The 24,532-nt window shown below is 37.5% G+C and carries 21 protein-coding genes; 10 read left to right on the forward strand and 11 right to left on the reverse strand.

The features are described 5' to 3' along the window. The first annotated feature begins 230 nt into the window (after positions 1–230). A complete protein-coding gene (locus tag HHO41_RS17435) occupies positions 231–1,634 on the forward strand; it encodes a serine hydrolase domain-containing protein (RefSeq protein ID WP_169101023.1) in 1,404 nt (467 codons plus the stop codon). Between the two features lie 120 nt (positions 1,635–1,754). On the opposite strand, the gene HHO41_RS17440 is transcribed toward HHO41_RS17435, so the two are convergent. Together HHO41_RS17440 and yedE are read right to left on the reverse strand one after the other, a co-directional pair. Further along, positions 1,755–1,934 (reverse strand): sulfurtransferase TusA family protein, encoded by a 180-nt coding sequence (locus HHO41_RS17440; RefSeq protein WP_348981316.1) that lies wholly within the window; start codon positions 1,932–1,934, stop codon positions 1,755–1,757. A gap of 69 nt (positions 1,935–2,003) precedes the next feature. After that, positions 2,004–3,233: a selenium metabolism membrane protein YedE/FdhT gene (gene yedE / locus HHO41_RS17445; protein WP_169101025.1), complete on the reverse strand. Its 1,230-nt coding sequence runs from the start codon at positions 3,231–3,233 to the stop codon at positions 2,004–2,006. Between the two features lie 331 nt (positions 3,234–3,564). On the opposite strand from yedE, the gene HHO41_RS17450 reads away from it, so the two are divergent. Both HHO41_RS17450 and HHO41_RS17455 read left to right on the forward strand, forming a co-directional pair. Continuing rightward, complete coding sequence (locus HHO41_RS17450; protein ID WP_169101035.1) at positions 3,565–4,788, forward strand: benzoate/H(+) symporter BenE family transporter; 1,224 nt, start codon at positions 3,565–3,567, stop codon at positions 4,786–4,788. 341 nt (positions 4,789–5,129) lie between these two features. Continuing rightward, entirely contained in the window at positions 5,130–6,644 is a 1,515-nt protein-coding gene (locus HHO41_RS17455; protein WP_169101037.1) for a malate:quinone oxidoreductase, read from the forward strand. A gap of 50 nt (positions 6,645–6,694) precedes the next feature. On the opposite strand, the gene HHO41_RS17460 is transcribed toward HHO41_RS17455, so the two are convergent. Then, complete coding sequence (locus HHO41_RS17460) at positions 6,695–7,126, reverse strand: SMC-Scp complex subunit ScpB (protein WP_169101039.1); 432 nt, start codon at positions 7,124–7,126, stop codon at positions 6,695–6,697. Positions 7,127–7,244: 118 nt separating this feature from the next. On the opposite strand from HHO41_RS17460, the gene HHO41_RS17465 reads away from it, so the two are divergent. The 4 genes from HHO41_RS17465 to HHO41_RS17480 all read left to right on the forward strand — a co-directional run bounded on the left by HHO41_RS17465 (position 7,245) and on the right by HHO41_RS17480 (position 11,937). Continuing rightward, complete coding sequence (locus HHO41_RS17465) at positions 7,245–7,832, forward strand: NAD(P)H-dependent oxidoreductase (RefSeq protein ID WP_169101041.1); 588 nt, start codon at positions 7,245–7,247, stop codon at positions 7,830–7,832. 138 nt (positions 7,833–7,970) lie between these two features. Further along, the gene (locus tag HHO41_RS17470) at positions 7,971–8,981 is read left to right on the forward strand and encodes an NAD-dependent epimerase/dehydratase family protein (RefSeq protein ID WP_348981315.1); all 1,011 of its coding nucleotides are present in this window, start codon (positions 7,971–7,973) and stop codon (positions 8,979–8,981) included. Between the two features lie 222 nt (positions 8,982–9,203). After that, entirely contained in the window at positions 9,204–9,890 is a 687-nt protein-coding gene (locus HHO41_RS17475; RefSeq protein WP_169101043.1) for a response regulator transcription factor, read from the forward strand. Continuing rightward, on the forward strand, positions 9,865–11,937 hold the full coding sequence (locus HHO41_RS17480; RefSeq protein ID WP_169101045.1) for a histidine kinase dimerization/phospho-acceptor domain-containing protein: 2,073 nt from the start codon (positions 9,865–9,867) through the stop codon (positions 11,935–11,937). Before HHO41_RS17475 ends, HHO41_RS17480 begins: the two co-directional genes overlap by 26 nt. A gap of 70 nt (positions 11,938–12,007) precedes the next feature. Here HHO41_RS17480 and gnd read toward each other — a convergent pair whose 3' ends face one another. From gnd to HHO41_RS17515, 7 genes are all read right to left on the reverse strand, one after another. Further along, positions 12,008–13,414 (reverse strand): decarboxylating NADP(+)-dependent phosphogluconate dehydrogenase, encoded by a 1,407-nt coding sequence (gnd, locus tag HHO41_RS17485; RefSeq protein WP_169101047.1) that lies wholly within the window; start codon positions 13,412–13,414, stop codon positions 12,008–12,010. Beyond that, positions 13,411–14,946 carry a gluconokinase gene (gene gntK, locus HHO41_RS17490; protein WP_169101049.1) on the reverse strand — a complete coding sequence of 512 codons (1,536 nt, stop codon included), beginning with the start codon at positions 14,944–14,946 and terminating at the stop codon, positions 13,411–13,413. Before gntK ends, gnd begins: the two co-directional genes overlap by 4 nt. Then, positions 14,939–15,670: a GntR family transcriptional regulator gene (locus tag HHO41_RS17495; RefSeq protein WP_169101051.1), complete on the reverse strand. Its 732-nt coding sequence runs from the start codon at positions 15,668–15,670 to the stop codon at positions 14,939–14,941. The genes gntK and HHO41_RS17495 overlap by 8 nt, the downstream gene beginning before the upstream one ends. Before the next feature lie 274 nt (positions 15,671–15,944). Further along, positions 15,945–16,955, reverse strand: a complete 1,011-nt coding sequence (locus HHO41_RS17500; protein WP_169101053.1) for a FecCD family ABC transporter permease — start codon at positions 16,953–16,955, stop codon at positions 15,945–15,947. After that, positions 16,952–17,959 carry a FecCD family ABC transporter permease gene (locus HHO41_RS17505; RefSeq protein ID WP_481747103.1) on the reverse strand — a complete coding sequence of 336 codons (1,008 nt, stop codon included), beginning with the start codon at positions 17,957–17,959 and terminating at the stop codon, positions 16,952–16,954. The genes HHO41_RS17500 and HHO41_RS17505 overlap by 4 nt, the downstream gene beginning before the upstream one ends. A gap of 95 nt (positions 17,960–18,054) precedes the next feature. After that, a complete protein-coding gene (locus tag HHO41_RS17510) occupies positions 18,055–18,984 on the reverse strand; it encodes an iron-hydroxamate ABC transporter substrate-binding protein (protein WP_169101057.1) in 930 nt (309 codons plus the stop codon). After that, positions 18,935–19,780, reverse strand: coding sequence for an ABC transporter ATP-binding protein (locus HHO41_RS17515; RefSeq protein ID WP_169101059.1), 846 nt, complete (start codon positions 19,778–19,780; stop codon positions 18,935–18,937). Before HHO41_RS17515 ends, HHO41_RS17510 begins: the two co-directional genes overlap by 50 nt. 297 nt (positions 19,781–20,077) lie before the next feature. Here HHO41_RS17515 and HHO41_RS17520 point away from each other — a divergent pair, with 297 nt between their 5' ends. Further along, the gene (locus HHO41_RS17520) at positions 20,078–21,304 is read left to right on the forward strand and encodes a sensor histidine kinase (protein ID WP_169101061.1); all 1,227 of its coding nucleotides are present in this window, start codon (positions 20,078–20,080) and stop codon (positions 21,302–21,304) included. 70 nt (positions 21,305–21,374) lie between these two features. Here the strand turns inward: HHO41_RS17520 and gdhA are convergent, their stop codons facing one another. Further along, positions 21,375–22,754 (reverse strand): NADP-specific glutamate dehydrogenase, encoded by a 1,380-nt coding sequence (gene gdhA / locus HHO41_RS17525; RefSeq protein ID WP_169101063.1) that lies wholly within the window; start codon positions 22,752–22,754, stop codon positions 21,375–21,377. Between the two features lie 338 nt (positions 22,755–23,092). On the opposite strand from gdhA, the gene gltC reads away from it, so the two are divergent. After that, positions 23,093–23,995 carry a glutamate biosynthesis transcriptional regulator GltC gene (gltC, locus tag HHO41_RS17530; protein WP_169101065.1) on the forward strand — a complete coding sequence of 301 codons (903 nt, stop codon included), beginning with the start codon at positions 23,093–23,095 and terminating at the stop codon, positions 23,993–23,995. Between the two features lie 244 nt (positions 23,996–24,239). Then, on the forward strand, positions 24,240–24,512 hold the full coding sequence (locus HHO41_RS17535) for a hypothetical protein (protein WP_169101067.1): 273 nt from the start codon (positions 24,240–24,242) through the stop codon (positions 24,510–24,512). Positions 24,513–24,532: the final 20 nt, after the last annotated feature.

The raw sequence follows: 24,532 nt of genomic DNA on the forward strand, positions 1-24,532 counted from the left end.
TTATATCCCAATAACAAATATTAACATAAAATGGAGACAAAGCTTAAGGAATTCTTAAGATATCAATCAGCCAGTTATTAAGATATTTCTTTTAAGATAGCCTTATTAACTAATATTAGAAAAGGTCAGTGATAGCGATGGTTAATTGGAGTGAAAAACTTGAAGCCAAGAGTTATATAGGAAAAATAGTACTTATTATACTTGCCTTCGCTATTTTCCTAGGAGCTTTTTTGAATAATGAGGTGAAGGGTGCTGAAAGAAATTCAAATGATAAGATTGAGGCCATCGATACGTTTATCCAAAATAAGTTGGACAAAAACCATATTCCTGGAGCAGCGGTAGCAATCACGTATAATAATGAGGTTATTTTCACAAAAGGCTATGGGAAGTCGGAAAATGGTGCACCAATTACAGATCATACAGGATTTCCGATTGCTTCATTAAGCAAAGCATTTACAGCATTAGCTGTTATGCAGCTTGTTGAGGAGGATAAGGTTAACTTAGATCAGCCAATTGCAACTTATTTACCGTCATTAATTTCCAAAGATAAAAAGTGGTCAAAGGTTACGCCTCGGCACTTATTAAATCATACTAGTGGCTTAACAGATAAAGCGTACCCTGATATGACAGTAGATCCCCAGCCGAAATCATTAGAAGATATGGTTCGGAAATTAAAGAATGTTTCTCTTACAAGTGAGCCAGGAACCGAATATCATTACAATAATACGAATTACCAACTGCTGGCACTATTAGTGGAGAGGGTAAGCAATGAGGAATTTTCAAGCTATCTCAACCATCATATTTTTGTACCACTAGAGATGAAGGATACTTTTAATGTCTCAAATACAAAGCAATTCAATAAAAGCAACAAGTTAACTGAAGGGCATTACTTTTTATTTGGACAGCTAATTGCAAAAGATGAACCCGAGTGGTTTATTAACGGACCGGCAGGAATGGTTTCAACTGCAAAGGATATGGCTAATTGGTTGATTTTACAAGAAAATGAAGGAACATACAAAGGTCATGAGCTTCTTAGCAGTAAAGGAATTCAGGAAATGCAGACCCCGACAGGCACTAAGATTTCGTATGGTATGGGTTGGAATACCTTCAAAGACTATAATGAAAACCGTTTGCAGCATAGCGGGATATTATGGACATATAAATCAGAGGCGTTAATATTACCTGAGTCGGGATATGGAATAGTTATCTTGTTCAATAGCGGTTTGAATGCATTTGTTGATTATTACTCCTTTATTGACGGCATTGCTAACATCTTAACTAATCAAGACGTAAATGAACCCTTCTATAACAATCAACTATTCGAGGGTATAGTAGGCTTCATAATCGTTCTATCTATTATTTTAGGAGTACGTCAGCTACTGCGTGTAAACCGTTGGGCGGAAAAATTCAAAAAAGGGCCAAAGTGGCGCTTTGCATTAAATTTCAGTTTAAGATTGATTCCTTTATTCCTATTAATCTTTTTGCCGAAGATCATGACGTTTATTGGTGGTGGGAGAGTACTTAGCTGGGAGGGGATACTACTGATGATACCAAGTGTATGTGTTTTGCTTGTGGTTGTTTCATTGGTTAATTTATTAATTGTAATTTTTCGGGTTAAGCGAATTTTTGAGTAGTTTTCTAGGTATTCTCAATTCCAATTGTTGATTTATATAAAAGCAAGACAAGATATAACGATGTTGTCATATCTTGTCTTGCATACCGTTGTAACCACTTCAATTTGATGAAACATCTTTCTAGCTAACGACTTTAATATAGAAATAAATATCCTGACCAATTTTTTGTGGTTCCTTGAGGAGCCGGTAGCCATGTTTGACAGCTTCTTCAGGAACACTTCGAAACGATTGAGGACAGTCTGCGATAACCAGTAACACTTCGCCAATTTTCATAGTTTTTAGCGCATCCAGCGCATAAATGACAGGGTAGGGTCAAGGTTCACCGCGAATGTCTAAAGTATAATTGACATCTATCACCTGGGACATGAATTATGCCTCCTTTGTAGTATGAGCAGTCTGTTTGGAATTTTTGGTTTTAATCCCAGATCCATAACGGAATCGCTTTTCCCACCAGTTTGAAAGTGAATACCAGGCAATTAGCATGGCGATTGTTCCGAACAGGGCTCCCATCGGTCCCCATTGTTCAATTAAGTTCACCTTCGGCCAATTTTCAGTAAGAGTATGATAGATACCGAGATGATCCCAGCCATAAGCAAGTATTGTTGCTCCAACAATATTACCTATTCCAACCACCCAGAATAACAATTGGCCTTCCATTGCCCGATACATCATGCCAGTCTCACAGCCTCCGGCAAGAACAATTCCAAATCCAAACAAGAGTCCACCGATTGCTGTGCTAGGAGCCGCAATTTTTATAATTGCAACAGATCCCATTTGAATATAGAAAAAGGTTACCACAACACTTATCATCATACCAACAGCCAATGCTTTAGACATTACGGCCCGACCGCTAATCCACAAATCACGGAAAGCAGATGTGAAGCAAATTTGCCCTCGCTCAATCAACATTCCAAACAGTGCTCCGGCGATACAGGCAACTCCGAGCATTGATTTTCCTATCGAGAAAAAGTAAAGGATAAGTGCAAGATAAATAACAGCGAAAATAAATCCCAAAATCGGTTGAATCTGCCTTTTTTGGATGTCTTGAGCGATAACCGGATTCACCGAGCCTTTTATTAAGCTTGGTTTACCACGCCACCATTTTGTATTTACAACTTTAACACCAAAGTAGGTTCCAATGGCAGTAGTCAGCATAAAAATCCAAGAATGGAATGAAAATTGTGGGACACCCGTGAAAAAGGCTGCCAAGTTACAACCTAGGGCGAGACGTGCTCCAAATCCTGCAATGATTCCACCAATAAAACCTTGGATTAGCCGCCGCTTTTGTTTCGGTACGCGAATCTTAAAGCTATTGCTAAGTAAAATGGTAATGAATGCACCAATCAACATCCCAATAACAATCCAACCATCTGTTCGGCTCAGTGGAGATCCTTCAAAACCAACTAGTTGAAAATATGCCCATTGTGATACATCAATTCCGAACAATCCTAAGATATGCCCACCCAGTCTGGTAAATTCTCCGGTAACTGCCCAAACAGTACCTGTAAATCCGAAATATAATGCACTGACAAGACCTGCAATACTAATTGCTATGAAGGGATTCCAATACTCTTTGAAGATTTTTTGATAAAGATTCATGAAATTAATCTCCCTTTCTTGAAATCGCCTGAGAAACATTCCTATTTATTTGTCCATAAAGGTATATACAGACAAAAAATGCCTAGGGGTTTCCAGGCATTCTTAAAGTTATATTCTTCTTAATTTAGCGTTAGCACGGTCGTTAAACAATTCATTTTATCGATAAGTTGATTGGAAACGTATCGAAGTTATCGATATAAAATGTGTCATAATTCATGTAGCATTCTTAGGTAGTAAACTAGAAAATAGAAACTTGCTATTATGTAAGCTAAAATAAAGGAAAACTTTCACATATGGAAATTCATAAATTGAGATTTTCAGAGGAGTATATATGGAACGACTGAAGCTAAAAAAGACCGAAAAACTAACGAAGGTATCGATTCTGAACCAAGGTAAAACATATTTACGGGATGTTTCCAGTCAAAATATTTCAGCAGGACTAATCTCTTTCACGTTAATTATGACAGGTCCAGCTTTAATTATTCTCCAAGCGGCTGCAACAGGTCATTTTACAAGTCAGCAAACGATTAATTGGATTTTTTCTGTCTATTTCTTTGGAGGAATATTTGGAATTCTACTTCCGTTGTTGTTTAGAATCCCAATAACGGGAGGACATTCGATTTCTGGAGTGGCATTTTTAGCTACAGTTACAGCTAATTTTACATATCCGCAGTTAATAGGCGGATATGTCCTATCAGGCTTGTTAATCTTGATCATTGGTTTATCAGGTATTTTTACAAAAATGATAAAGTGGGTTCCAAAAGAAGTGATTTCGGCAATGCTTGCAGGACTTGTAACCAATTACGTAGTCCAACTTGTAGCGAGCATTAAGGTTTTACCGATAATAGGTGGAGCAGCATTGCTAAGTTATTTTATAGGCATAAAATTTTCAAGAAAAATACCAGCAGTGATGATTGCTGTTGTTGTTGCATTTATAGCTTTGTTTGTCAGCAAAAAAGTGGAAATAGCTGCTGCAACAGGGTTTTCTTTTTCATTTCCTGAGTTTGTTATGCCAGAATTTACTTGGAGTGGGATTGTGACACTTGCTGTTCCTCTGGCATTGTTAATTTTGAGTAATGATGTAGCTACAGGAATTGGTGCACTTGAAAGTTCAAAATTTGAACCTCCAATTCGCAAAATCGTCTCTTTGAGTGGAGGCTTTTCAATTATAGCTAGCTTTTTTGGTGGACAATCGGCAAATATTGCTGGAATGATGACAGCAATTTGCGCCAATCCGGAATCTGGGGTAAGAACTAAACGGTATTTGGCATCAATTATTTCTGGAGTTTTAACCGTATTATTCGGCATCTTTTCCTGGAAAATTGTCCCGTTTATCCAATCCTTACCTAAGGAATTTGTTTCGATGTTGGCAGGTTTTTCATTAATTGGGGTGCTTTTATCAAGTTTACAAATGGGTTTTTCCGAAAATAGATATCGCTTAAGTGCTTTGTTTGCCTTTCTCATCCCGCTTTCACAAGTATCTTTCTTCCATATTAGTGCTCCGGTGTGGGGATTGGTGGTTGGAGCCATTCTTGCAAAGACCGTAGAAAAATAGAGCAGATTTTCAGAAATTTGTATATAACTGGTGATAAGTGTAAATTGTACTTGGTGAAAATTCTGAAAATAGTGGTATAATGAAGGTTGTATTAAAGGGGTAAAAATCTGGTTTTTTAGTTGAATAGACAGAAGATAATGCATTCAACTTTTATTAAAGCTCTTAACTATTATATAATAGTAAATAAATATTTTAATATTTTGATAACAATGATACACTTATAAGAGGTTATTTTTGATCCAGAAAAAATGTGTGATTAGGTCTTGGCATGGCTTCTTGTGGCGCCTAAGCGGGAGCGCATACATTCTTTCTGCAAATCTTATAATATAGGGATGGGAAAAATGGGCAACAGACAAACTAAAACAGATGTAATCTTAATTGGTGCCGGAATTATGAGTGCCACTTTGGGGTCACTGCTGAAGGAATTAGTTCCAGACTGGAAAATTACTGTGTTTGAAAAGCTCGCAAAAGCTGGGGAAGAAAGCTCTAACGAATGGAATAATGCAGGAACGGGACATGCTGCACTTTGCGAACTTAATTACACAAGTGAAAAACAGGACGGATCTATTGATATTAGCAAAGCTATTAATATCAATGAGCAGTTTCAGGTTTCAATGCAGTTTTGGTCTTATCTAGTAAAAAGCAATCTCATTAGTAATCCGCAAGACTTTATCATGCCAATACCTCATATGAGCTTAGTACAAGGGGACAGCAATGTTAACTTCTTAAAGAAGCGTTTTCAAGCGCTTTCAAACAACCCACTTTTTCAAGGCATGGAGTTTTCTGAGAATCCTGAAAAATTGATGGAATGGATTCCATTAATTATGAAAGAGCGCTCAGACAATGAACCAATCGCAGCAACAAGAATTGAAACAGGTACGGATGTTAACTTTGGTGCGTTAACACGGATGTTGTTTGATCACCTAAGTAGTAAAGACGTCTCTATTAATTATAACCATAGTGTAGATAATATTAAACGCAATAGTGACGGTTCATGGGATTTAAAAGTTCGAAATCAAGAAAGTGGTAGTGTTGAAAATCATTCTGCAAAATTCGTCTTTATTGGCGGCGGAGGCGGAAGCTTACATTTACTTCAAAAAACTGGTATTCCTGAAAGCAAACATATTGGCGGATTCCCAGTAAGCGGTATCTTCATGGTCTGTAATAAACCAGAAGTGGTTGAGCAGCATCATGCAAAAGTGTACGGTAAAGCTAAAGTTGGTGCGCCACCAATGTCTGTACCGCATCTTGACACTCGCTATATTGATAATAAAAAATCGCTACTATTTGGACCATTTGCTGGTTTCTCACCGAAGTTTTTAAAGAACGGTTCTATGCTTGATTTAATTACGTCTATCAAGCCTGATAATCTATTAACAATGCTAGCTGCAGGTGCTAAAGAAATGTCATTAACAAAGTACCTTATTCAGCAAGTAATGTTATCAAAAGAACAACGTATGGAAGAATTGCGCGAATTCATCCCGACTGCTAAGAGCGAAGATTGGGATTTAGTAGTTGCAGGTCAACGTGTACAGGTTATTAAAGATACTCCATCTGGTAAAGGCACACTTCAATTTGGTACAGAAGTTATTACTGCTGGTGATGGATCAGTAGCGGCTTTACTTGGTGCTTCACCGGGTGCTTCAACGGCTGTTCACGTTATGCTTGAAGTAATCAAGAAGTGTTTCCCGCAACAATTAAAAGAGTGGGAGCCAAAAATTAAAGAAATGATTCCTTCATTTGGTGTTTCTTTATTAAAACATCCAGAGTTACTAAAAGAAATTCAAACCACAACTTCTGAGGCTCTTGGTTTAGCAGACAAGAAACAAGAAGAGAAAGTACCAGAATTGGTTTAACGATAATAGATATGAAAATTGCCAGACACCAAAGTGTGTCTGGCAATTTTTTATTTATTAAACAGTTTCCCTTGTAGGACATCAATTGCCCTCTCAATTTCTACTAGATCTTCGCTTGAAACATCGGTAATGCGGTTCAGGAAATGAGCCTCAATTGTCGCAAAGGCCTCTTTCATCATGATTTCCCCTTCAGGTGAGAGACGGATAACTAGTTTGCGGCGATCATCACGGTCATGGATCTTCTCAATTATCCCTTTTTCACTTAATTTACTAAGCTCTCTGCTTGTGTTGGGCATAGACATGTTTTGACATTCGTTAATTTCACTTGGGGTCACAGGCTGATTAACAGCGATATATTCTAGGATTTTATATTGAACCGTTGAAATGGATGGTGGCTTTGCATCTTTCGTAAGCTCATTGGTTACTCGATGTACAGAAGATGTAAATGCTACTAGTTTGTAAAATAAATCTTTAGTGTTCACTTGGTTCACCTCTTAATCACAAGATATCAAAATAATTATCAATAAACAATTATCAATTGATAAACAAATTACAAGGTGTTAGTATATAGTTATCAATTGATAATTAGAGAGGTGCCCTATGAATGTATTAATTGTTTACACTTATCCTAATCATCAAGGTTTAAATTACTCATTTTTTCAGAAAGCAATCAAAGGGAGTCAAGAAAACCCAAAGGTTAAAGAAGTCAAAGTTTTAGACCTTTATGAAGAAGGCTTTAATCCGGTTTTGGTGTTTAATGAACAAAAACGAAGACGTGATATGTATAAGGATCCACATCTAGAAAAATATCGGCAGCAAATAATGTGGGCCGATAAACTGGTATTTATTTATCCGATTTGGTGGGGGCGGCCGCCAGCAATGCTTATGGGCTACATTGACCAATTATTTGCATCAAATTTTGCTTATAAAGATCACAGGGGGCATTTTCCAGAAGGGTTGTTGAAAGGAAAATCTGTTGTGTGTGTTTCTACTATGAAAGGACCAACGCATTATCCGCTGTTATGGTTAAATAATGCACATAAAGTTTTACTAAAGCGAGCTTTATTTAGCTTTGTTGGTATTAAGAAGGTGAAGTTTTTTGAATTTGGAAAAATGGAAAGTCCGAATGGAAATCAAACGAAAAAGCTAGATAAAATTTATCATTATTTTAAAAAGATTAAACACTAGGTGCTAAATCACCATTTAAAATTTTTCGTTTCACGTGAAACATCCATCTATTATTTTGAAAATTAGTTCAACCTCCTATACAAGTGCCCTTTCTTCTACATAGGATACAAAAGCTATGATAGGAAGGGGATATATGAATTGGAAATAGAGGTTGAACCATTCATGAGGGCTCTTGTTACGGGTGGTGCTGGATTTATTGGTTCTCATTTAGTTGAACAACTATTAAATCAAGGATATAAAGTTATTACATTGGATGATTTATCGACTGGAAAATTAAGATACTTAAATAATATAATCGATCATCCTCATCATATTTTTGTACAAGGCTCTGCATTAGATCGAGCTTTATTAAGGGACCTTATCGAGGAATGTGATGTGATTTTCCATATGGCAGCTGTTTTAGGCGTAAAAAACACTGTAGACAATCCGCTAAAGGTAATTGAGGGAAATATTGATTCGACGCGAAATGTGTTAGAGCTTGCTTTTCCTCGTAAAAAAAAGGTCATCTTTGCTTCAACATCAGAGATTTATGGAAAAAATGAGGAATTACCGTTTGCTGAGGATAACTCAAGTAGAGTACTAGGGCCGACACACATCCATCGTTGGTGCTATGCTACAGCTAAAGCTCTTGATGAACATTTATGCTTTGCCTATGGTGAAAAGGGTTTACCAGTCACTGTTGTAAGGTATTTTAATACCTATGGGCCTCGGCAGAATGGTACACAATATGGTCAAGTAATACCAAAATTTATTAAGGCAGCACTGAAAAACGAACCAATAACGATTTATGGAGACGGTGAACAGTCCCGTTGTTTTACATTTATTGATGACACGGTTATTGGAACGATTGCTTGTATCGATGCTAAAACTAATCAGCAGGTGTTCAATATTGGCATCGATCAAGTAACAACAATTAATGAACTAGCATTAAAAATAAAGGTACTTAGCAACTCTTCATCCGAAATAACGTATATTCCTTATTCACAAGCCTATGGTCAAGGTTATGAGGACATGCAAAAAAGAGTCCCGAATATTTTAAAGGCAAAACAGATGTTAAACTATAACCCTTCAGTAAAACTGGCAGATGGATTAATGCGAACAATCGAATGGTATCGAGACGATCTGAGTTTTGAAGGTGATAGAAATTAACAGTATGATGATAAGGGAAGCAAGCTTTGTTGGCTCCCAAATATATTTTTTAGCCATGATCATTTTGCAGCAAAATGGTCTTTTTTTTGTTATTTTGAGTTAATGATAAGAAAATCTTAAGAAATACATCGAGAGTTTGTTAAGATTTAATTGATATCATTCCTTTAGAACATCAGATTAAGGGGTGATGAAGAACAGAACCTATTTTAGGAGTGAAGCTACATGAACATATTAGTTTGTGATGATGATAAAGCGATTGTCGATGCGATTGGAATTTATTTAGAAAATGAAGGGCTACATGTTATCAAAGCATACGATGGGATTGAAGCTTTACAAATCGTTGAGCAAGAAGAGCTTCATCTTATTATCATGGATATCATGATGCCAAAGCTTGATGGAATCAGAGCAACAGCGAAAATTAGGGAAGAACATAAAATTCCGCTTATCATGCTGTCAGCTAAGTCTGAAGACACGGATAAGATTCTTGGCCTCAATTTAGGCGCAGATGACTATATGACAAAACCGTTTAATCCGCTTGAACTCATCGCCAGAGTAAAATCGCAGCTAAGACGTTACACAACTTTTGGTGGTATGGAAACAAAGAGCAGCGTGTATAAATCGGGCGGTCTCGAAATTGACGATGAAACAAAAATGATTACCATTGATGGCGAGGTAGTGCATCTGACTCCGGTCCAGTATAAAATTTTAAAGCTTCTAACGGCTAATGCGGGAAGAGTTTTTTCGATTGAAGAGATTTATGAAAAGGTTTGGAATGAACCGTCCTTTAATCCGGATAATACGGTAACGGTTCATATTCGTAAAATCAGGGAAAAAATCGAATTCAATCCGCGCGAGCCAAAATATCTAAAGGTGGTGTGGGGCGTTGGCTACAAAGTCGAGAAGTTATAGCCATTCAATTATAACGAAAATCATTGTTTTTTTGATTATGATTACCTGTTTTACGATGTTGCTTAAGCAAATTATTGAGGTAGAAATTCGGAATGATGGTGATTTTGGTGTAATTTTAGAGAAGGACTATTTTCATAGTGATGCTTATGTCCGTGAAAGTGAAGCATTAATTAATGATTTAACCTGGCTAATCAATGATTTTAAAAGTGAAGATTATATTTTAAGTGGCGCTACGATTGACGAGCAAGATTTACGAAATGCAACAGAAGAACAATATCTAGAGTATCATACAAATTCCAAAAATTATAATCCGAACTTATCGGAAGAAGAGAATTTTGCAAAGTTTAAAGAGGAAAATGCTGATAAGATAACACAGATTAAGGAAAATTTGATTAAAGAAGATTTAAAGCAATTCAATCAATATTTGCAAAACTTATCAGAGTTCAAAAATCCAATATACTATGTTAGCGATGGAGAACATGAGTTTACAAATGCTGGGGAGACGAATCAAGAGCAATTCACCAAATACCCAGCTTATATGAAATTTACTCCATACAAGCAAGAGTTTTATCCACAGGAAGTTTATGATAATAAAAGTTTGTATCGGATCAACCATACAGCGGATCAATTAAATGCAGATAACAGTGTTATGTACGTAGCTTTTACGAAGGACTACCTTAATGAAAAAATTAAGGCTTGGCACGAGGATCAGTCAGAGGTTAAGGACAGTATTATCATTTTGCTTGGCTATTTACTTGGATTTATTGTTTCCTTTGTTTATTTAATGATAGTAATTGGTAGAGACTCCTTTAAGGATGAGAGGCTCCGCTTAAATGGTTTTGATAAATTATTCACTGACATCAATCTAGTCCTGTGTATAATCTTAATTTCAATATGGATCACAATGGTTGGGAATATTTACCCGAATATTGATTATGTGCTAGTTCCATTTTCACTTCCAATTGCAGCATTAGGTTTTCTGCTAATTCTGTCGCTTATGAAGCATATAAAAAATAAGTCTTTATTCAAGCATTCGTTCATCTATTGGTTGATTTCGAAGCTCGTGTTCTTTATTCGCGATGTATATAAGAATGGCAATATAGCCGTTAAAACGGTGCTAATTGTTGTTGGTTATCCGCTGTTAGTTGCGGCAACGTTCTTCATCTTCCCGGTTACACTTGGTTTGGCTGCTTGGTTTGCTTTGAAAAAAGTTAAATCGTTTAATGCTATCAAACTGGGTGTTGAGAACATCAAAAATGGTGACAAGTATCATCACATTAATGTGAACGGAAAAGGCGAATTTGCCGACCTCGCTGAAAATATTAACACGATTTCCGATGGATTGAAAAAGGCGGTTCATAACGAACTGAAAAGCGAGCGGCTTAAGACAGAGCTCATCACCAATGTCTCACATGATATTAGAACACCGCTAACTTCCATTATTACGTATGTTGATTTACTGAAGCAGGAGCAAGACCCATCAAAGGTAGATGAATATATTGAAGTACTTGTTCAAAAAGCAAATCGGTTAAAAGTATTAACAGATGACCTATTTGAAGCGGCAAAGGCTTCAAGCGGTAATATACCGGTTCACCTTGAGCGGATTGATGTAGAATCGCTAATCACCCAAGGTTTAGGTGAAGTTAATGATAAAATTGAAGCGGTAGGTTTGAACTTTAGGCTGAGCCATCCTGAGGAAAAGCAGTACGTAAGTGCGGACGGAAAATTACTGTGGCGGTCGATTGAAAATTTATTATCTAATATCTTTAAATATACGCTGCGAGATTCAAGGGTTTATATCAATATTGAAGACTTAGGTAATGAAGTTCGCTTGTCTTTTAAAAATATTTCAGCCTATGAGTTAAATATTTCTGAGGAAGAATTGATGGAGCGCTTTAAACGAGGAGATGAATCAAGAGCGAGCCAAGGCAGCGGTTTAGGACTTTCCATTGCCAAAAGCTTAATCGAAAATCAAAATGGGAAATTTGAAATTCAGATTGATGGTGATTTATTCAAGGCAATGATTACTTTGCCTAAATATAAATAGTAAAAAACGTCTTGAGACTAATAGGTAAAAATAAGGGAGCCCTAATTTATGATGGGCTCCCTTATTATGTTTACTGTTTCCAGTTAGTATGGAAGCTTCCTGGCATGTCCTTCCGTTCATACGTATGGGCTCCAAAATAATCACGCTGTGCTTGCACAAGGCTAGCATGTGAGTTTCCTGTTCGATAGCTATCATAATAAGCTAATGAAGCACTCAAACAAGGGAATGAAATACCAGTAAGAATACCTTCACAAACTACTTTTCGTAAACCTAACTGATACTCTTTCACCTTTTCTGCAAAATAAGGTGAGAGTAATAGATTTGAAAGCTGTGGCTGTGCTTGGAAAGACTCACTTATCGTATTTAAAAATTCAGCACGAATAATACAGCCGCCTCGGAAAATCAGGGCAATATCTTTTAGTGGTAAGTCCCATCCATAAGTTTGTGATGCCGTTTTATATTGGGAAAACCCTTGAGTATAAGCACAAATTTTGCTCATGTACAATGCTTGTCTAACATACTCAATCCACGTAGACGTATCTAACGTTGCAAGCTCCATTTCTGGACCGGTTAAAATATCTTCTGCAACCGTCCGTTCCTCTTTTAAAGAAGAAATATAGCGCGCAAATAATGACTCGGTAATGATGGAGGCAGGAATCCCATTATCGATTGCTTGAATACTAGTCCATTTACCAGTTCCCTTTTGGCCAGCTTTATCTAAAATTACATCAATCATTGGTAAGCCTGTAATTTCATCATTTTTCCGTAAAATTTCAGCTGTAATTTGAATTAAATAACTTTTTAGTTCGCCTTGATTCCATTCGTCAAAAATGTCAGCAATTTCAGGAACAGATAGATTTAGACGATTTCTTAGAAAAGTAAATGCTTCAGCAATCAGCTGCATATCAGCATACTCAATACCATTGTGAACCATTTTAACAAAATGACCTGCACCTTTAGGACCTAAATATACACAGCATGGGTCTTGTCCCACTTGTGCAGCGATTTTGGTGAAAATTGGAGCCACTTTTTCATACACTTCTTGGTCACCGCCTGGCATAATCGAAGGCCCACTAAGTGCGCCAACCTCGCCTCCTGATATACCTATTCCAAGATAACCGATACCTTTTGCTTTTAATTCATCATAGCGACGCTCTGTATCAAGAAAATGGGAATTACCGCCGTCCATGATAATATCGTTCGTATCAAGGTGTGGGAGTAATAGATCAATCACTGAATCGATTGCTTTTCCGGCAGTTACCATTAGGAAAATCTTTCTCGGTGTTTGTAAAGACTGAACAAACTCCTTTATATCGTAATAAGCATGGAACGACTTTCCTTGATTATTTTTTACAAAAAGGTCGGTTAAATCTCTTGTATAGTTAAAAACTGCAACCTGTTCATCTTTATTAGCCATATTTAAGGCGATGTTGCTGCCCATGACACCTAAACCAATTACTCCAATTGTGTTATTCATATCCTTTTGCTCCTTTGATAGTTTGCGATGTGTGCATAATCTTCTTCTAGATTTCTCGATAGATGAATAAATATTGGCAATAGCTCTTGATATTCCACTACTGCAGCATGGTTTGGTGTGTGATTGAAAGTGCTGCCGACCATTTCCTCAGCTACATCAAATGAGTCGATTTTCCCTACCGCATATAGGCCTAATAAACAAGCACCAAGGCAAGAGCTTTCATAGCTTTCTGGTACAACTAGTTCCGATTCAAATATATCAGACATCATTTGCCGCCAAACGTTTGATCTAGCAAAACCACCGGTAGCCTTAATCCTTGTTACTGGACCGTCCATGCATTCAGTCAATGCTAGGAAGACTGTGTAGAGATTGAAAATGACACCTTCTAAGGCAGCGCGGATCATATGCTCTTTTTTATGTGACAGTGTTAATCCGAAAAATGAACCACGCACATCAGGATTCCATAATGGGGCACGTTCGCCAGCTAGGTATGGATGGAATAGTAAGCCGTCGGCCCCAGGTTGCACCCGCTCGGCAATTTGGGTTAGGACTTCATATGGATCAATCCCCAATCGTTTTGCTGTTTCGACTTCACTAGAAGCAAATTCATCTCGAATCCAGCGAAGCACCATTCCACCATTGTTAACCGGCCCGCCAATGACCCAGTGATTTTCTGTCAATGCATAACAAAAGATTCTGCCCAAATCATCTGTTTGTGGTCGGTCGATAATGGTGCGAATCGCACCGCTTGTCCCGATCGTTACAGCAATCTCTCCTTTTTGAATTGCATTTACGCCAAGATTAGATAAAACACCGTCACTCGCGCCAATGATGAATGGGGTTTGCGGATCAATTCCAATTTGGTTTGCTAAATCAATATTGCAATTGCAGAAGCTCTTCGTCGTTGGGACTAATTCTGACAACTGCTCTCTTGATATACCTGCAATTTTTAAAGCTTCTTCATCCCAATCAAGTGTATTGAGGTTCATCAACCCCATTGCTGAAGCCAACGAGTAATCAACGACATATTGATCAAAGAATTTTTTGAAGATATATTCTTTAATTCCGATATATTTTTTTGCCTTTTGAGCGATCTCAGGATGCTCATTTACAAGCCAAGTAATTTTGCTTAATGGTGACATCGGATGAATCGGTGTCCCGGTTCTTTTATATATCTCAAGTCCGTTTAACTCGGTTTTAATTTTGTAGGCCCATGCTTCACTACGATTATCAGCCCAAGTAATACATCGAGTTATTGGTTGGTCATTTTCATCCAAGGCAATGACGCTATGCATCGCACTACTAAACGAAATAAACAGAAGCTGCTTTTGTGGATGCTGCTTCATGATATTGGTTATTGCCTGTAGAATTGCTTGGAAAATTTCATCCGGATTTTGTTCTGCTGTTGAGATATCCGGTGTGTATAAAGGGTATCCGATATTTTCGGTTTGAATGACTTCACCTTTGTCGGTGAATAATACGGCCTTTGTGCTAGTGGTGCCGATGTCAATTCCTAACATGTATTTAGTCATCTTGTTGTCCAACCCCTTTAGCGAGAATTTGTTGCGACAGCCATAGGTCTTCGACTTTGTCTTGAACATCATCGAAGTTTTGGTGTAAGGATTGAATCATAAGCTTCCGATCCTTTGTCTTGATTGCTTCTATATAAAGCTCATGATTGGAAATAACCCTTGTAAAATCATCGTACTTATCTTGGAAACGAACCCGCATAGATAACAGAATGAAACTTTCCATAACAGGTTTTAAGTTATTCCAAATCATCATGATATAGGAATGATCAATCGCGCGTATGATCGTCTCGTGAAACAAAACATCATGGAAGGAAAACTCATCTGCATCTCGAAATTTAATCGCGACCTTCATCATTTCCAATATTTTATGTAACTCTTTAGTTAAAGCAGTTACATCCATCTGAACGAGTCGCTCAAATACAAAGGTTTCAATTAATAGGCGTACATCGTAGATTTCTTTAACTTCTTTTTCGGATAATCCAATAACGACGGCACCCATTCTTTCTAATCGGATAATATTTTCTGCCGCCAGAACTTTAAGTGCTTCGCGTACAGGCGAGCGACTAACATGAAAGTCTGCAGCTAATTTGTTTTCAGATAATGTCGTACCACTTTCAATCATTCCGGAAATAATCCGCATTCTAAGTTCACATGCAACACGATCTCCAGCAGTAGCTTTTGAAAGCCATTTATCGGGATATAAAAAACCATTTGTGTTAGACATATATCCACCTCTTTACGTTTCGGTATACTTGTATACAAGTATTTTAATATAATATGGGTATTTTGCAAAGATTTTGTTTGGGGAAATTTATGGAAAATGGAGAGGGGAGATTTTACTGAATTAAAGTGTAATAGTATTCGAGTTGAAAGTTGTATGATGAGCTTTTAAGCGAAAATCAACCTATTTTCCCCGAAAAAATAGAGGAGAAATCAATTTTTCCCCTCTTACTAATGAAATTCGGCCAGGGAACTTCCACAAATCCACAATCATCTTCTTATTTTTGCTTCATCAATAAATAAATAAAGTATGGTGCACCGATAATGGCGACCATAATCCCTGCTGGTAAGCCATTAGGCTCGACTAAGTTTCGCCCGACTGTATCAGCGAATAACAGGAGCCACCCGCCAATTAATATCGCGACAGGAATGAATAACTGATTTCGTGGCCCGACTAATGCCTTCGCAATATGTGGAGCAAGTAAGCCGATAAAGGCAATTCCGCCCGTGACGGCAACGGCTGAAGCAGCTAAAGCAACGGCAGTTAACAGTAAAATGATTCGTTCTCTTTCGATGGATAGACCTACCCCTATTGATACCGACTCACTCAAGCCAAGTAGATTAAGGCGGTTAGCTTTATATAACGTAAACGGAATGAGGATAATTAGCCACGGAAGAAGTGCCCATATAAACGGCCAATCAGCTCCCCAAATATTGCCTGCGAGCCATTTTGCAATGAAATCAACCTTTTCACGGGGAGCGGATGAAATCAACACTACAGATACTCCTGCAAGAGCAAAGGCAAACCCAATCCCAACAAGGACTAATCGAACTGGCTGCAGTCCCGTCTTACGGTTATAGGAAAATACATAGATTAGTCCAGTCGTAATCAAGGCCCCGATAAACGCCACAAGTGGGAGTAGGTATACAAATGAGCCGGGCTCGATCGGGAAAAACAAAAAGAAAATCGATATGGCTACACCTGCACCATTGTTAATTCCCATAACCCCTGGGTCAGCCAGGTCATTACGAGTCAGCCCTTGCAAAATAGCTCCAGATAACGCAAGCGCCATCCCTGCTAACAACGTAATGAATATCCGCGGTAAACGAATCGAGAATAAAATAAATTCCTCTTTAAACGAACCTTCTCCGATCATCGTCGGTAGAATTCGATCATACGATACAGAAGAAAAACCTAGGCCTAAACTAATCACTATCGTTACCAAAATTAACGTAAAGAAGATGGCAAGAATCAACCGTTGCTTTCTAAGTAATGATGGATGGATCATGAGAATGTCTTCCCTCCCTTACGGACAATGAACAGGAAGAAAGGTAGTCCTATTGTCACTACAATTGCCGCAATTGGTGTTTCAAAGGGAGCGTTAATGGTCCGTGCCAAAGTATCAGCAAACAGCATAAAGGTTGCCCCAATGATTGCCGCCATCGGGATTATGAATCGATAATCTGTCCCGACGATTGCCCGTACGATATGAGGAATCATTAACCCAATAAACACCATATTTCCAACGAGAGCAACAGCTGCCCCTGCCAGAAAAATAATCGTGATATAAAGTACTGTTTTAATTTTTGTGATATTTTGGCCTAACCCAATTGCAACCTCTTCATTCAAACTTAATACGGTTAATTGCTTTGAGAAAACTAAGGCAATTAAAATTCCGATGATAATAAAAGGGAAGATAATCTTAATTTGCGACCAATTCGTGCCAATTAAACCACCGGCAGTCCACATCGATACGTTCTTTGTGAGTTTAAAATAAATCCCAATTCCCTCAGCAATTGCATAAAGAAAGGTTGATACAGCAGTACCGGCAAGAACAATTCGCAAAGGGGAGAAGCCACCTTTATTAACAGCACCTATTCCGAACACTAATAATGTCCCAATAGCAGCTCCGATAAAGCAGGCAACCGTAAGACCAAAGTAATTGGTGGAAGGAAGAATGGCAAGGGTGATCGCTAAAGTGGCATTGGCGCCAGCAGTAAGCCCGAGAATTCCAGGGTCTGCCAAAGGATTTCGCGTAAGCCCTTGCATAATTGCTCCGGCAACAGCCAAGGCTGCCCCAACAAGAATTGCGGCCACTTCACGAGGTAAACGAATTTCACGGATAATTGATAATCGCTCACCAGTTGCAGTAGTTGTGAGCGCAAGCCAAACATCCTTCAATGAAATATCAGCTGCACCAAAAATCATCGCCATGATAAACATAATGAAAAGGGTCAGGACACCCAAAGTTAACTTTATTGTAAATGGGATGGAGGATTGAAATGTATTCATCAGTCTCATCTTTTCTTTCATAGAATGGGGGAAGAGGATGACAGTGTCATCCTCTTGAATTTTTTTATTAAAATAATGCAAAGGACGATATTTGATTATTTACCTAAAAATGATTTTTTAAAGAATTTCAATTGGTTTTCTAATGTTATCGGGTCTGTAAAGGAAGCTCCGTTTCCATTCATTTCGAAAACTCGGTTATTTTTTACTGCAGGAATATTTTTATAAGTTTCAGTTTCCTCGAATGAACTATCAGCATCCTTGTACTTGCTGAAAACCACATAATCGCCAGCGTACTCAGGTAAAACCTCTACGGACATTGCAAAATAGCCTGCATCTAGTGCAACTTGCTTTACCTTTTCGGGCATTTTTAATTTCATTCCTTGATATAGGATTTCTGTTCCACGCGCCCAATTATCACCGAATACATAAAGGTCTTTGTCAAAGCTTTCAAATACGGATACCGTTGCATCTTCACCGATTTTGGCACGAATTTCGTCACCAGTTTTTGCAACACGTGTTTGGAAGTCGTCAACCCATGCTTGGGCTTCTTTTTCCTTGTTTAAAAGTTTACCAATCTCTACATGTTGGGTTAAATAATCAACTTTGCCCCAAGTATAGGTGACGGTTGGAGCAATTTCCTTTAATTTATCGAGGTTTTTCACTGTCGATAATGCAATGATAAGATCAGGCTCAAGCTCAATGATTTGTTCAAGATTATCTTCTGAAACTTGTGCAACATCTTTTAACTTATCTGCAAATTGCGGACTGTTTTTAGACCATGTATCCACCCCAACGACATTGACGCCTAAATCGAGGACATTTCCTGTAAAACCAGATAAAAGTACGACTCTTTGAGGATTAGCTGGTACTTCAATCGGTCCATTTTCTGATTGGTAAGTGATGGTCTCAGATTTTTTATCCTTGTCAGTATTAGTATCTTTGTCGGTTTCCTTTGTTTCATTACTGCTGCAGGCACTAATAATTAGCGCAAGTACGATCATAAACGGAATGAGTAGCTTCTTCATTTGTAGTTTCTCCTTTAATTAAGTTGTAGGTTAGACACATTGGTTTTTTAGTACGAGGATCGATTCCAATTTCAGCATCAATATTAAATATTTTTTTTAACACGTCATGGTTAATGACCTCTTCGCATGTACCTGCTTTAACGATTTCACCATTTTTTAAGGCGACAATGTAATCAGCAAAGCGAGCGGCCTGATTTAAATCATGAAGGACCATAACAATCGTTCGCTGCTGTTCATGATTCAACTTTTGTAAAAGCTCTAAAACCTCAAGCTGATGAGCCATATCTAAATAGGTGGTCGGCTCGTCTAGAAAAATAATGTCTGTTTCTTGAGCAAGCGCCATCGCGATCCAAACCCGTTGACGCTGCCCTCCTGATAAGGCATCAACTGGGCGGAATTTGAAATCTTTAGTACCAGTCACCTCAAGGGCCCAATCAATTACTTCATAATCTTTTTTCGATAAGCGTCCAAATCCCTTTTGATATGGAAAGCGCCCATAGGAGACAAGCTCACCAACAGTTAATCCACTTGCACTTTCAGGTGATTGTGGAAGGATTGCCATTTTTTTTGCCAAAAGCTTGGTAGCCTCTTTCAAAATATTTTTCCCATCTAATACAACTGAACCAGACTGATGAGAAATGATTCGAGTAATAGCCTTTAGTAGCGTAGATTTTCCACAACCGTTTGAACCAATAATCGTAGTGATTTGTTTATCAGGAATAGTTACACTAAGGTTTTTAACGATTAAACGTTCCCCATAGCCAATATTAAGATCATCTGTATACAGGCGAACCATAATAACCTCCTTAGGTGATTGAAAATTTCGATTTTAATTGATAATGATTATCAGTATCGTTAATCAAAATATAATCCTCCCCGAAATTTATGTCAATGAATTTTTATCAAAAAATCAAAAATTACTCAATAAAGATTTCTAGGAAGATGTGCTTTATAGATTTAGCCTTATTGATAAAAGTGAATTTTATTACAGAAAGTATTTGGATAATATATTAATATTAAAAATGGGAAACTAGCACCTTTTTTATCGAAAATGACTAAACCCACCACTAATTCTTCTAGAGGATGTCTGTTTATGAAGGATCTTCACAGCTTTACGAATTTAAAATATTACCGATTATCAATTGCAATAATCATATTATTTATGTTTTCAGGAGTTTATGTAGTTTTTACGAGATTAACCTCATTTAGCGTAGGTTTTTTTATTCATCTATTCTTAGTCATAGCTTTGGCTATTCCTTTATGGGTCTATCCAAAATACGAATCAATAAAGCTAAAGGCATGCATTACCATTTTAGCAATGGTGTATTTTTACGCACTTTTTATTTTATATCCAGATACAACTTCTACCTTTGTCCTACTATGCTTAAGTCCAGGAATTGCGATTTTATTTTTCCATCCGAAAGTATTTTATTTTTCACTTTCGCTAAATTTAGTGGGTTTAAGTCTCATTTTTAGCTACGTGGGTCTATTAGATAAAGGCCAACTTTATCCATTTTTGTATTCGGACCTGACCGGCAATGTTCTGAATTGCTTAGCCAGTCAGGCTACTGTGTTTCTGATATTTTTCTTGACGAATTCGAGGATAAATAAGCTGCAGATGTATTGCGAGCAAATTCAACAGGCGGAAAGATTGAAAACGACTGGACAGCTAGTAGCAGCTGTAGCTCATGAAATCAGGAATCCAATTACAGTTGTGAAAGGTTTCTTACAGTTGTTTAAAGAGGACGAAACGTTCGCAGATAAAAAAGAGCATTTTGGGTTAATGCTCGATGAGCTGGGCATTGCAGAAACTGTACTATCAGATTTTCTTGCTATTGCCAAGGAAAAGGATCCAAGGGATACGACACAGATTATTAGTGTAAAACAGTCACTGTACAGTGTTGTCGAGCTTATTCAATCATTTGCGTTAATGAATAATATTTCGGTGCAAATCGATGTAAAAGAGGAAAATTTTATCAATTGCAGTCTGATTGAATTTAAGCAGTTAATGATAAATCTATTAAAAAATGCAATTGAGGCCTCGAAAACTGGCAAAACTGTAACGGTACAGGCAAAGAAGAATAAGCATAAAGTGGATATTTGCATCATCGATGAAGGTGCAGGAATGTCAGAGGAGGAATTAAAGGTAATTGGTACCCCTTTTTATTCTTTAAAAACAAAAGGAACTGGCCTAGGTTTAATGATTTGCTTCAATATCGTTGAGAAATATAATGGGCTGATACGCTATAATAGTGAAATAGGTAAAGGGACGGTCGTAACGGTTAGTTTCCCCTCCAAACTTAAACCACAATATCCATAAAAAGAGGATGCTTAATTGTGATCATCACAGATTTAAGCATCCTCCTATTTGTTATATTATCATTTAGTTATTAATATACGCCTTGAGCAAGCATAGCGTCAGCAACTTTAAGGAATCCAGCAATGTTTGCACCTACAACAAGGTTACCTGGGTAGCCGTATTCTTTAGAAGCTTTTACGCTCTCACGATAAATGTTTACCATGATATTGTGTAATTTTGAATCAACTTCTTCAAATGACCATGGATATCTCATGCTGTTTTGAGCCATTTCTAATGCTGAAACAGCAACTCCACCTGCGTTAGCAGCTTTTGCTGGAGCAAATAATACATTGTTGCTTAAGAAGATATCAATAGCTTCAAGAGTTGAAGGCATGTTTGCACCCTCACCGATTGCTTTAACTCCGTTAGCAACTAATGTTTGTGCTGCTGAGTCATCAATTTCGTTTTGAGTCGCACATGGAAGCGCGATGTCACATGGAATTGACCAGATACCGCTGCAGCCTTCTGTATAAACTGCTTCTGGGTGGTAATTTACATACTCGCTGATACGAGCGCGTTTAACTTCTTTAAGTTCTTTAACAGTATCAAGGTTGATACCATTTTCATCGTAAATGTAACCGTTAGAATCGCTACATGCAACGACTTTTGCACCAAGTTCAGTAGCTTTTTGGATTGCGTAAATAGATACGTTACCAGAACCAGAAACAACTACTTTGCTTCCGTGGAAAGTTTTTCCATTATCTTGAAGCATTTCTTCTACGAAGTAAACTGTACCGTATCCAGTAGCTTCAGTTCTTGCTAAGCTTCCGCCATATCCTAAACCTTTACCAGTTAACACGCCTGCTTCATAAGCGTTGCGCATTCTTTTATATTGACCGAATAAATAACCGATTTCTCTTCCGCCAACCCCGATATCACCTGCAGGAACGTCAGTGTCTTGACCGATGTGTCTTGAAAGTTCAGTCATGAAGCTTTGGCAGAAACGCATAACTTCTGCATCTGATTTTCCTTTAGGATCGAAGTCAGATCCACCTTTACCGCCACCAATAGGTTGACCAGTAAGTGAGTTTTTAAGGATTTGTTCAAAGCCTAAGAATTTGATAATACTTGCATTAACAGATGGGTGGAAACGTAATCCACCTTTGTAAGGTCCAATTGCACTGCTAAATTGAACACGGAAACCGCGGTTAACCTGTACCTTACCTGCATCGTCAACCCAAGCAACACGGAAGTTAAGCATTCTTTCTGGCTCAACAATGCGATCTAAGATGCCTGCTTCTTTGTATTTTGGATGTTTTGCGAATACTGGTACAAGTGAATCAAAGATTTCTTTAACAGCCTGATGGAATTCACTCTCACCTGGGTTTCTTTGGATAACTTTAGCGTACACGTCATTTACATACTCTTTTGCAACTTGTAATTCTGGGGTTAATTCAGCAACTACACTCATGATTTCACTATCTCCTTTTTATTTAAATTTAATATATTGATAAAGTTTTTTAAAAATCAGAATTTTTATTTTATTAATATCCATTTGTATTTTATTCCAATTGTCTGGTCAATAACAATAAAAATTTCTGAGATTAATGCAATTATGTGATGAACTATGTCGAAAATGTTAACAACATTAAGAAAAAATAATCATTTACAAATCATATGGTATCTTTTTAAAATAGCTTAAACAATATATAATTTAGATAATAACTATCTCAAGTTGAGATAAATCAAAAAGCGAAAGTGTCTTGTTTAGCTACTTTGCGCTTAGACAGCGAAAAAAGGGGTATTACGATGGAGCTTCGACAATTACGCTACTTTATTGAAGTAGCGAAACGAGAACACGTTTCTGAAGCAGCGCAACAAATTCATGTAGCCCAATCAGCAATCAGTAGGCAAATCGGCAACCTAGAAGATGAATTGGGTGTGCAATTGTTCGAAAAAGATGGGAGAAATGTTAAATTAACACCAGTTGGGAAGCTCTTTTTAGAGCATGCCGAAACGGCGTTAAAAGCGATTGATTATGCTAAAATGCAAATCGATGAATATTTAAATCCAGAAAAAGGCACGATTAAAATTGGATTTCCAACGAGTTTGGCCAGCCATTTTATGCCGACAGTAATCTCAGCGTTTAAAGAAAGAAATGCGAATGTTTCATTTCAATTAAGACAAGGTTCATATAAATTCTTAATTGATGCCGTAAAAAATCGGGAAATTAATATCGCTTTTTTAGGTCCGGTGCCAGCGGAGGATGCTGATATAGAAACACATATTTTATTTTCCGAGCGAATTTCAGCTCTATTACCGAGTCAACATCCATTAGCTAAGAACAAATCCATCAGATTAAATGATCTAAGAGATGAAGAATTTGTCCTGTTTCCAGAAGGAATGATTCTTCATCAAATTGCGATTGATGCCTGTAAGCAAGCGGGCTTTACACCTAACACCTCTTCAGAAGGTGAAGATTTAGATGCAATTAAGGGGCTTGTAGCAGCTGGAATGGGTGTTACATTGCTTCCTGAGAGTACGTTTGATGTAAAACCTCCACGGTTTACGGTAAAGATACCGATAGAATTTCCTATTGTTAGAAGAACTGTTGGTGTCATTGTTCCCAAAAAACGGGAACTTGCACCTTCTGAGAAAGCTTTTTATGCCTTTATCAAGGATTTCTTTTACAGATTAGAACAATATCAGTAAGTTAATGGGTATGTATCCAAATGACTAAAAACAAAGGCAGTCGTCAAGACTGTCTTTATTTTATTCAATGCTCGTATAATTATGAATTCTTTTCAAATTTTTATGAGAAGTGTGAAAAAATGGTAGGTATTTTAGTATAATGTTAATTGTGTAAACATTTTTTATTTTTCATTAAATTTGAGATGGACAATTTAACTTAGACTTGCACAATATTCATTCATATCTCTGTATGGGGGGAAGAAAATTGTATTGTTCAAATTGTGGAGTCGTAATTTCTAGCACGACCGAAATTTGCCCCAAGTGTGGGGTAAGGCCGTTTCGAACAAAGGCTTATTGCTATAGTTGCGGGGAAAAGAACCTTAGTAAGTACCAAGTCCAATGTAAGACGTGCGGAACAGATTTAGATGCCAAAGTTGTAAGCGCTTCAATTGATGTTGATATGAATGCTTCCTGGTTTTCAGCATTGCAATTACCGCCAGGCATAAAGCAACTGATGGTTAAATTTAAGCGTGAATAACCATAATATAGGTAGTTGAG

Origin of the sequence: Bacillus sp. DNRA2, assembly GCF_012843265.1 — a bacterium.
Lineage (GTDB): Bacteria > Bacillota > Bacilli > Bacillales > Cytobacillaceae > Bacillus_BU.

What these genes read in the sequence shown, in the direction of transcription:
- yedE (WP_169101025.1), bottom strand. Translation starts at nt 3,233, where the DNA reads ATGAATCTTTATCAAAAAATCTTCAAAGAGTATTGGAATCCCTTCATA.
- HHO41_RS17450 (WP_169101035.1), top strand. Translation starts at nt 3,565, where the DNA reads ATGGAACGACTGAAGCTAAAAAAGACCGAAAAACTAACGAAGGTATCG.
- HHO41_RS17455 (WP_169101037.1), top strand. Translation starts at nt 5,130, where the DNA reads ATGGGCAACAGACAAACTAAAACAGATGTAATCTTAATTGGTGCCGGA.
- HHO41_RS17465 (WP_169101041.1), top strand. Translation starts at nt 7,245, where the DNA reads ATGAATGTATTAATTGTTTACACTTATCCTAATCATCAAGGTTTAAAT.
- HHO41_RS17475 (WP_169101043.1), top strand. Translation starts at nt 9,204, where the DNA reads ATGAACATATTAGTTTGTGATGATGATAAAGCGATTGTCGATGCGATT.
- gnd (WP_169101047.1), bottom strand. Translation starts at nt 13,414, where the DNA reads ATGAATAACACAATTGGAGTAATTGGTTTAGGTGTCATGGGCAGCAAC.
- gntK (WP_169101049.1), bottom strand. Translation starts at nt 14,946, where the DNA reads ATGACTAAATACATGTTAGGAATTGACATCGGCACCACTAGCACAAAG.
- HHO41_RS17495 (WP_169101051.1), bottom strand. Translation starts at nt 15,670, where the DNA reads ATGTCTAACACAAATGGTTTTTTATATCCCGATAAATGGCTTTCAAAA.
- HHO41_RS17500 (WP_169101053.1), bottom strand. Translation starts at nt 16,955, where the DNA reads ATGATCCATCCATCATTACTTAGAAAGCAACGGTTGATTCTTGCCATC.
- HHO41_RS17505 (WP_481747103.1), bottom strand. Translation starts at nt 17,959, where the DNA reads ATGAATACATTTCAATCCTCCATCCCATTTACAATAAAGTTAACTTTG.
- HHO41_RS17510 (WP_169101057.1), bottom strand. Translation starts at nt 18,984, where the DNA reads ATGAAGAAGCTACTCATTCCGTTTATGATCGTACTTGCGCTAATTATT.
- HHO41_RS17515 (WP_169101059.1), bottom strand. Translation starts at nt 19,780, where the DNA reads ATGGTTCGCCTGTATACAGATGATCTTAATATTGGCTATGGGGAACGT.
- HHO41_RS17520 (WP_169101061.1), top strand. Translation starts at nt 20,078, where the DNA reads ATGAAGGATCTTCACAGCTTTACGAATTTAAAATATTACCGATTATCA.
- gdhA (WP_169101063.1), bottom strand. Translation starts at nt 22,754, where the DNA reads ATGAGTGTAGTTGCTGAATTAACCCCAGAATTACAAGTTGCAAAAGAG.
- gltC (WP_169101065.1), top strand. Translation starts at nt 23,093, where the DNA reads ATGGAGCTTCGACAATTACGCTACTTTATTGAAGTAGCGAAACGAGAA.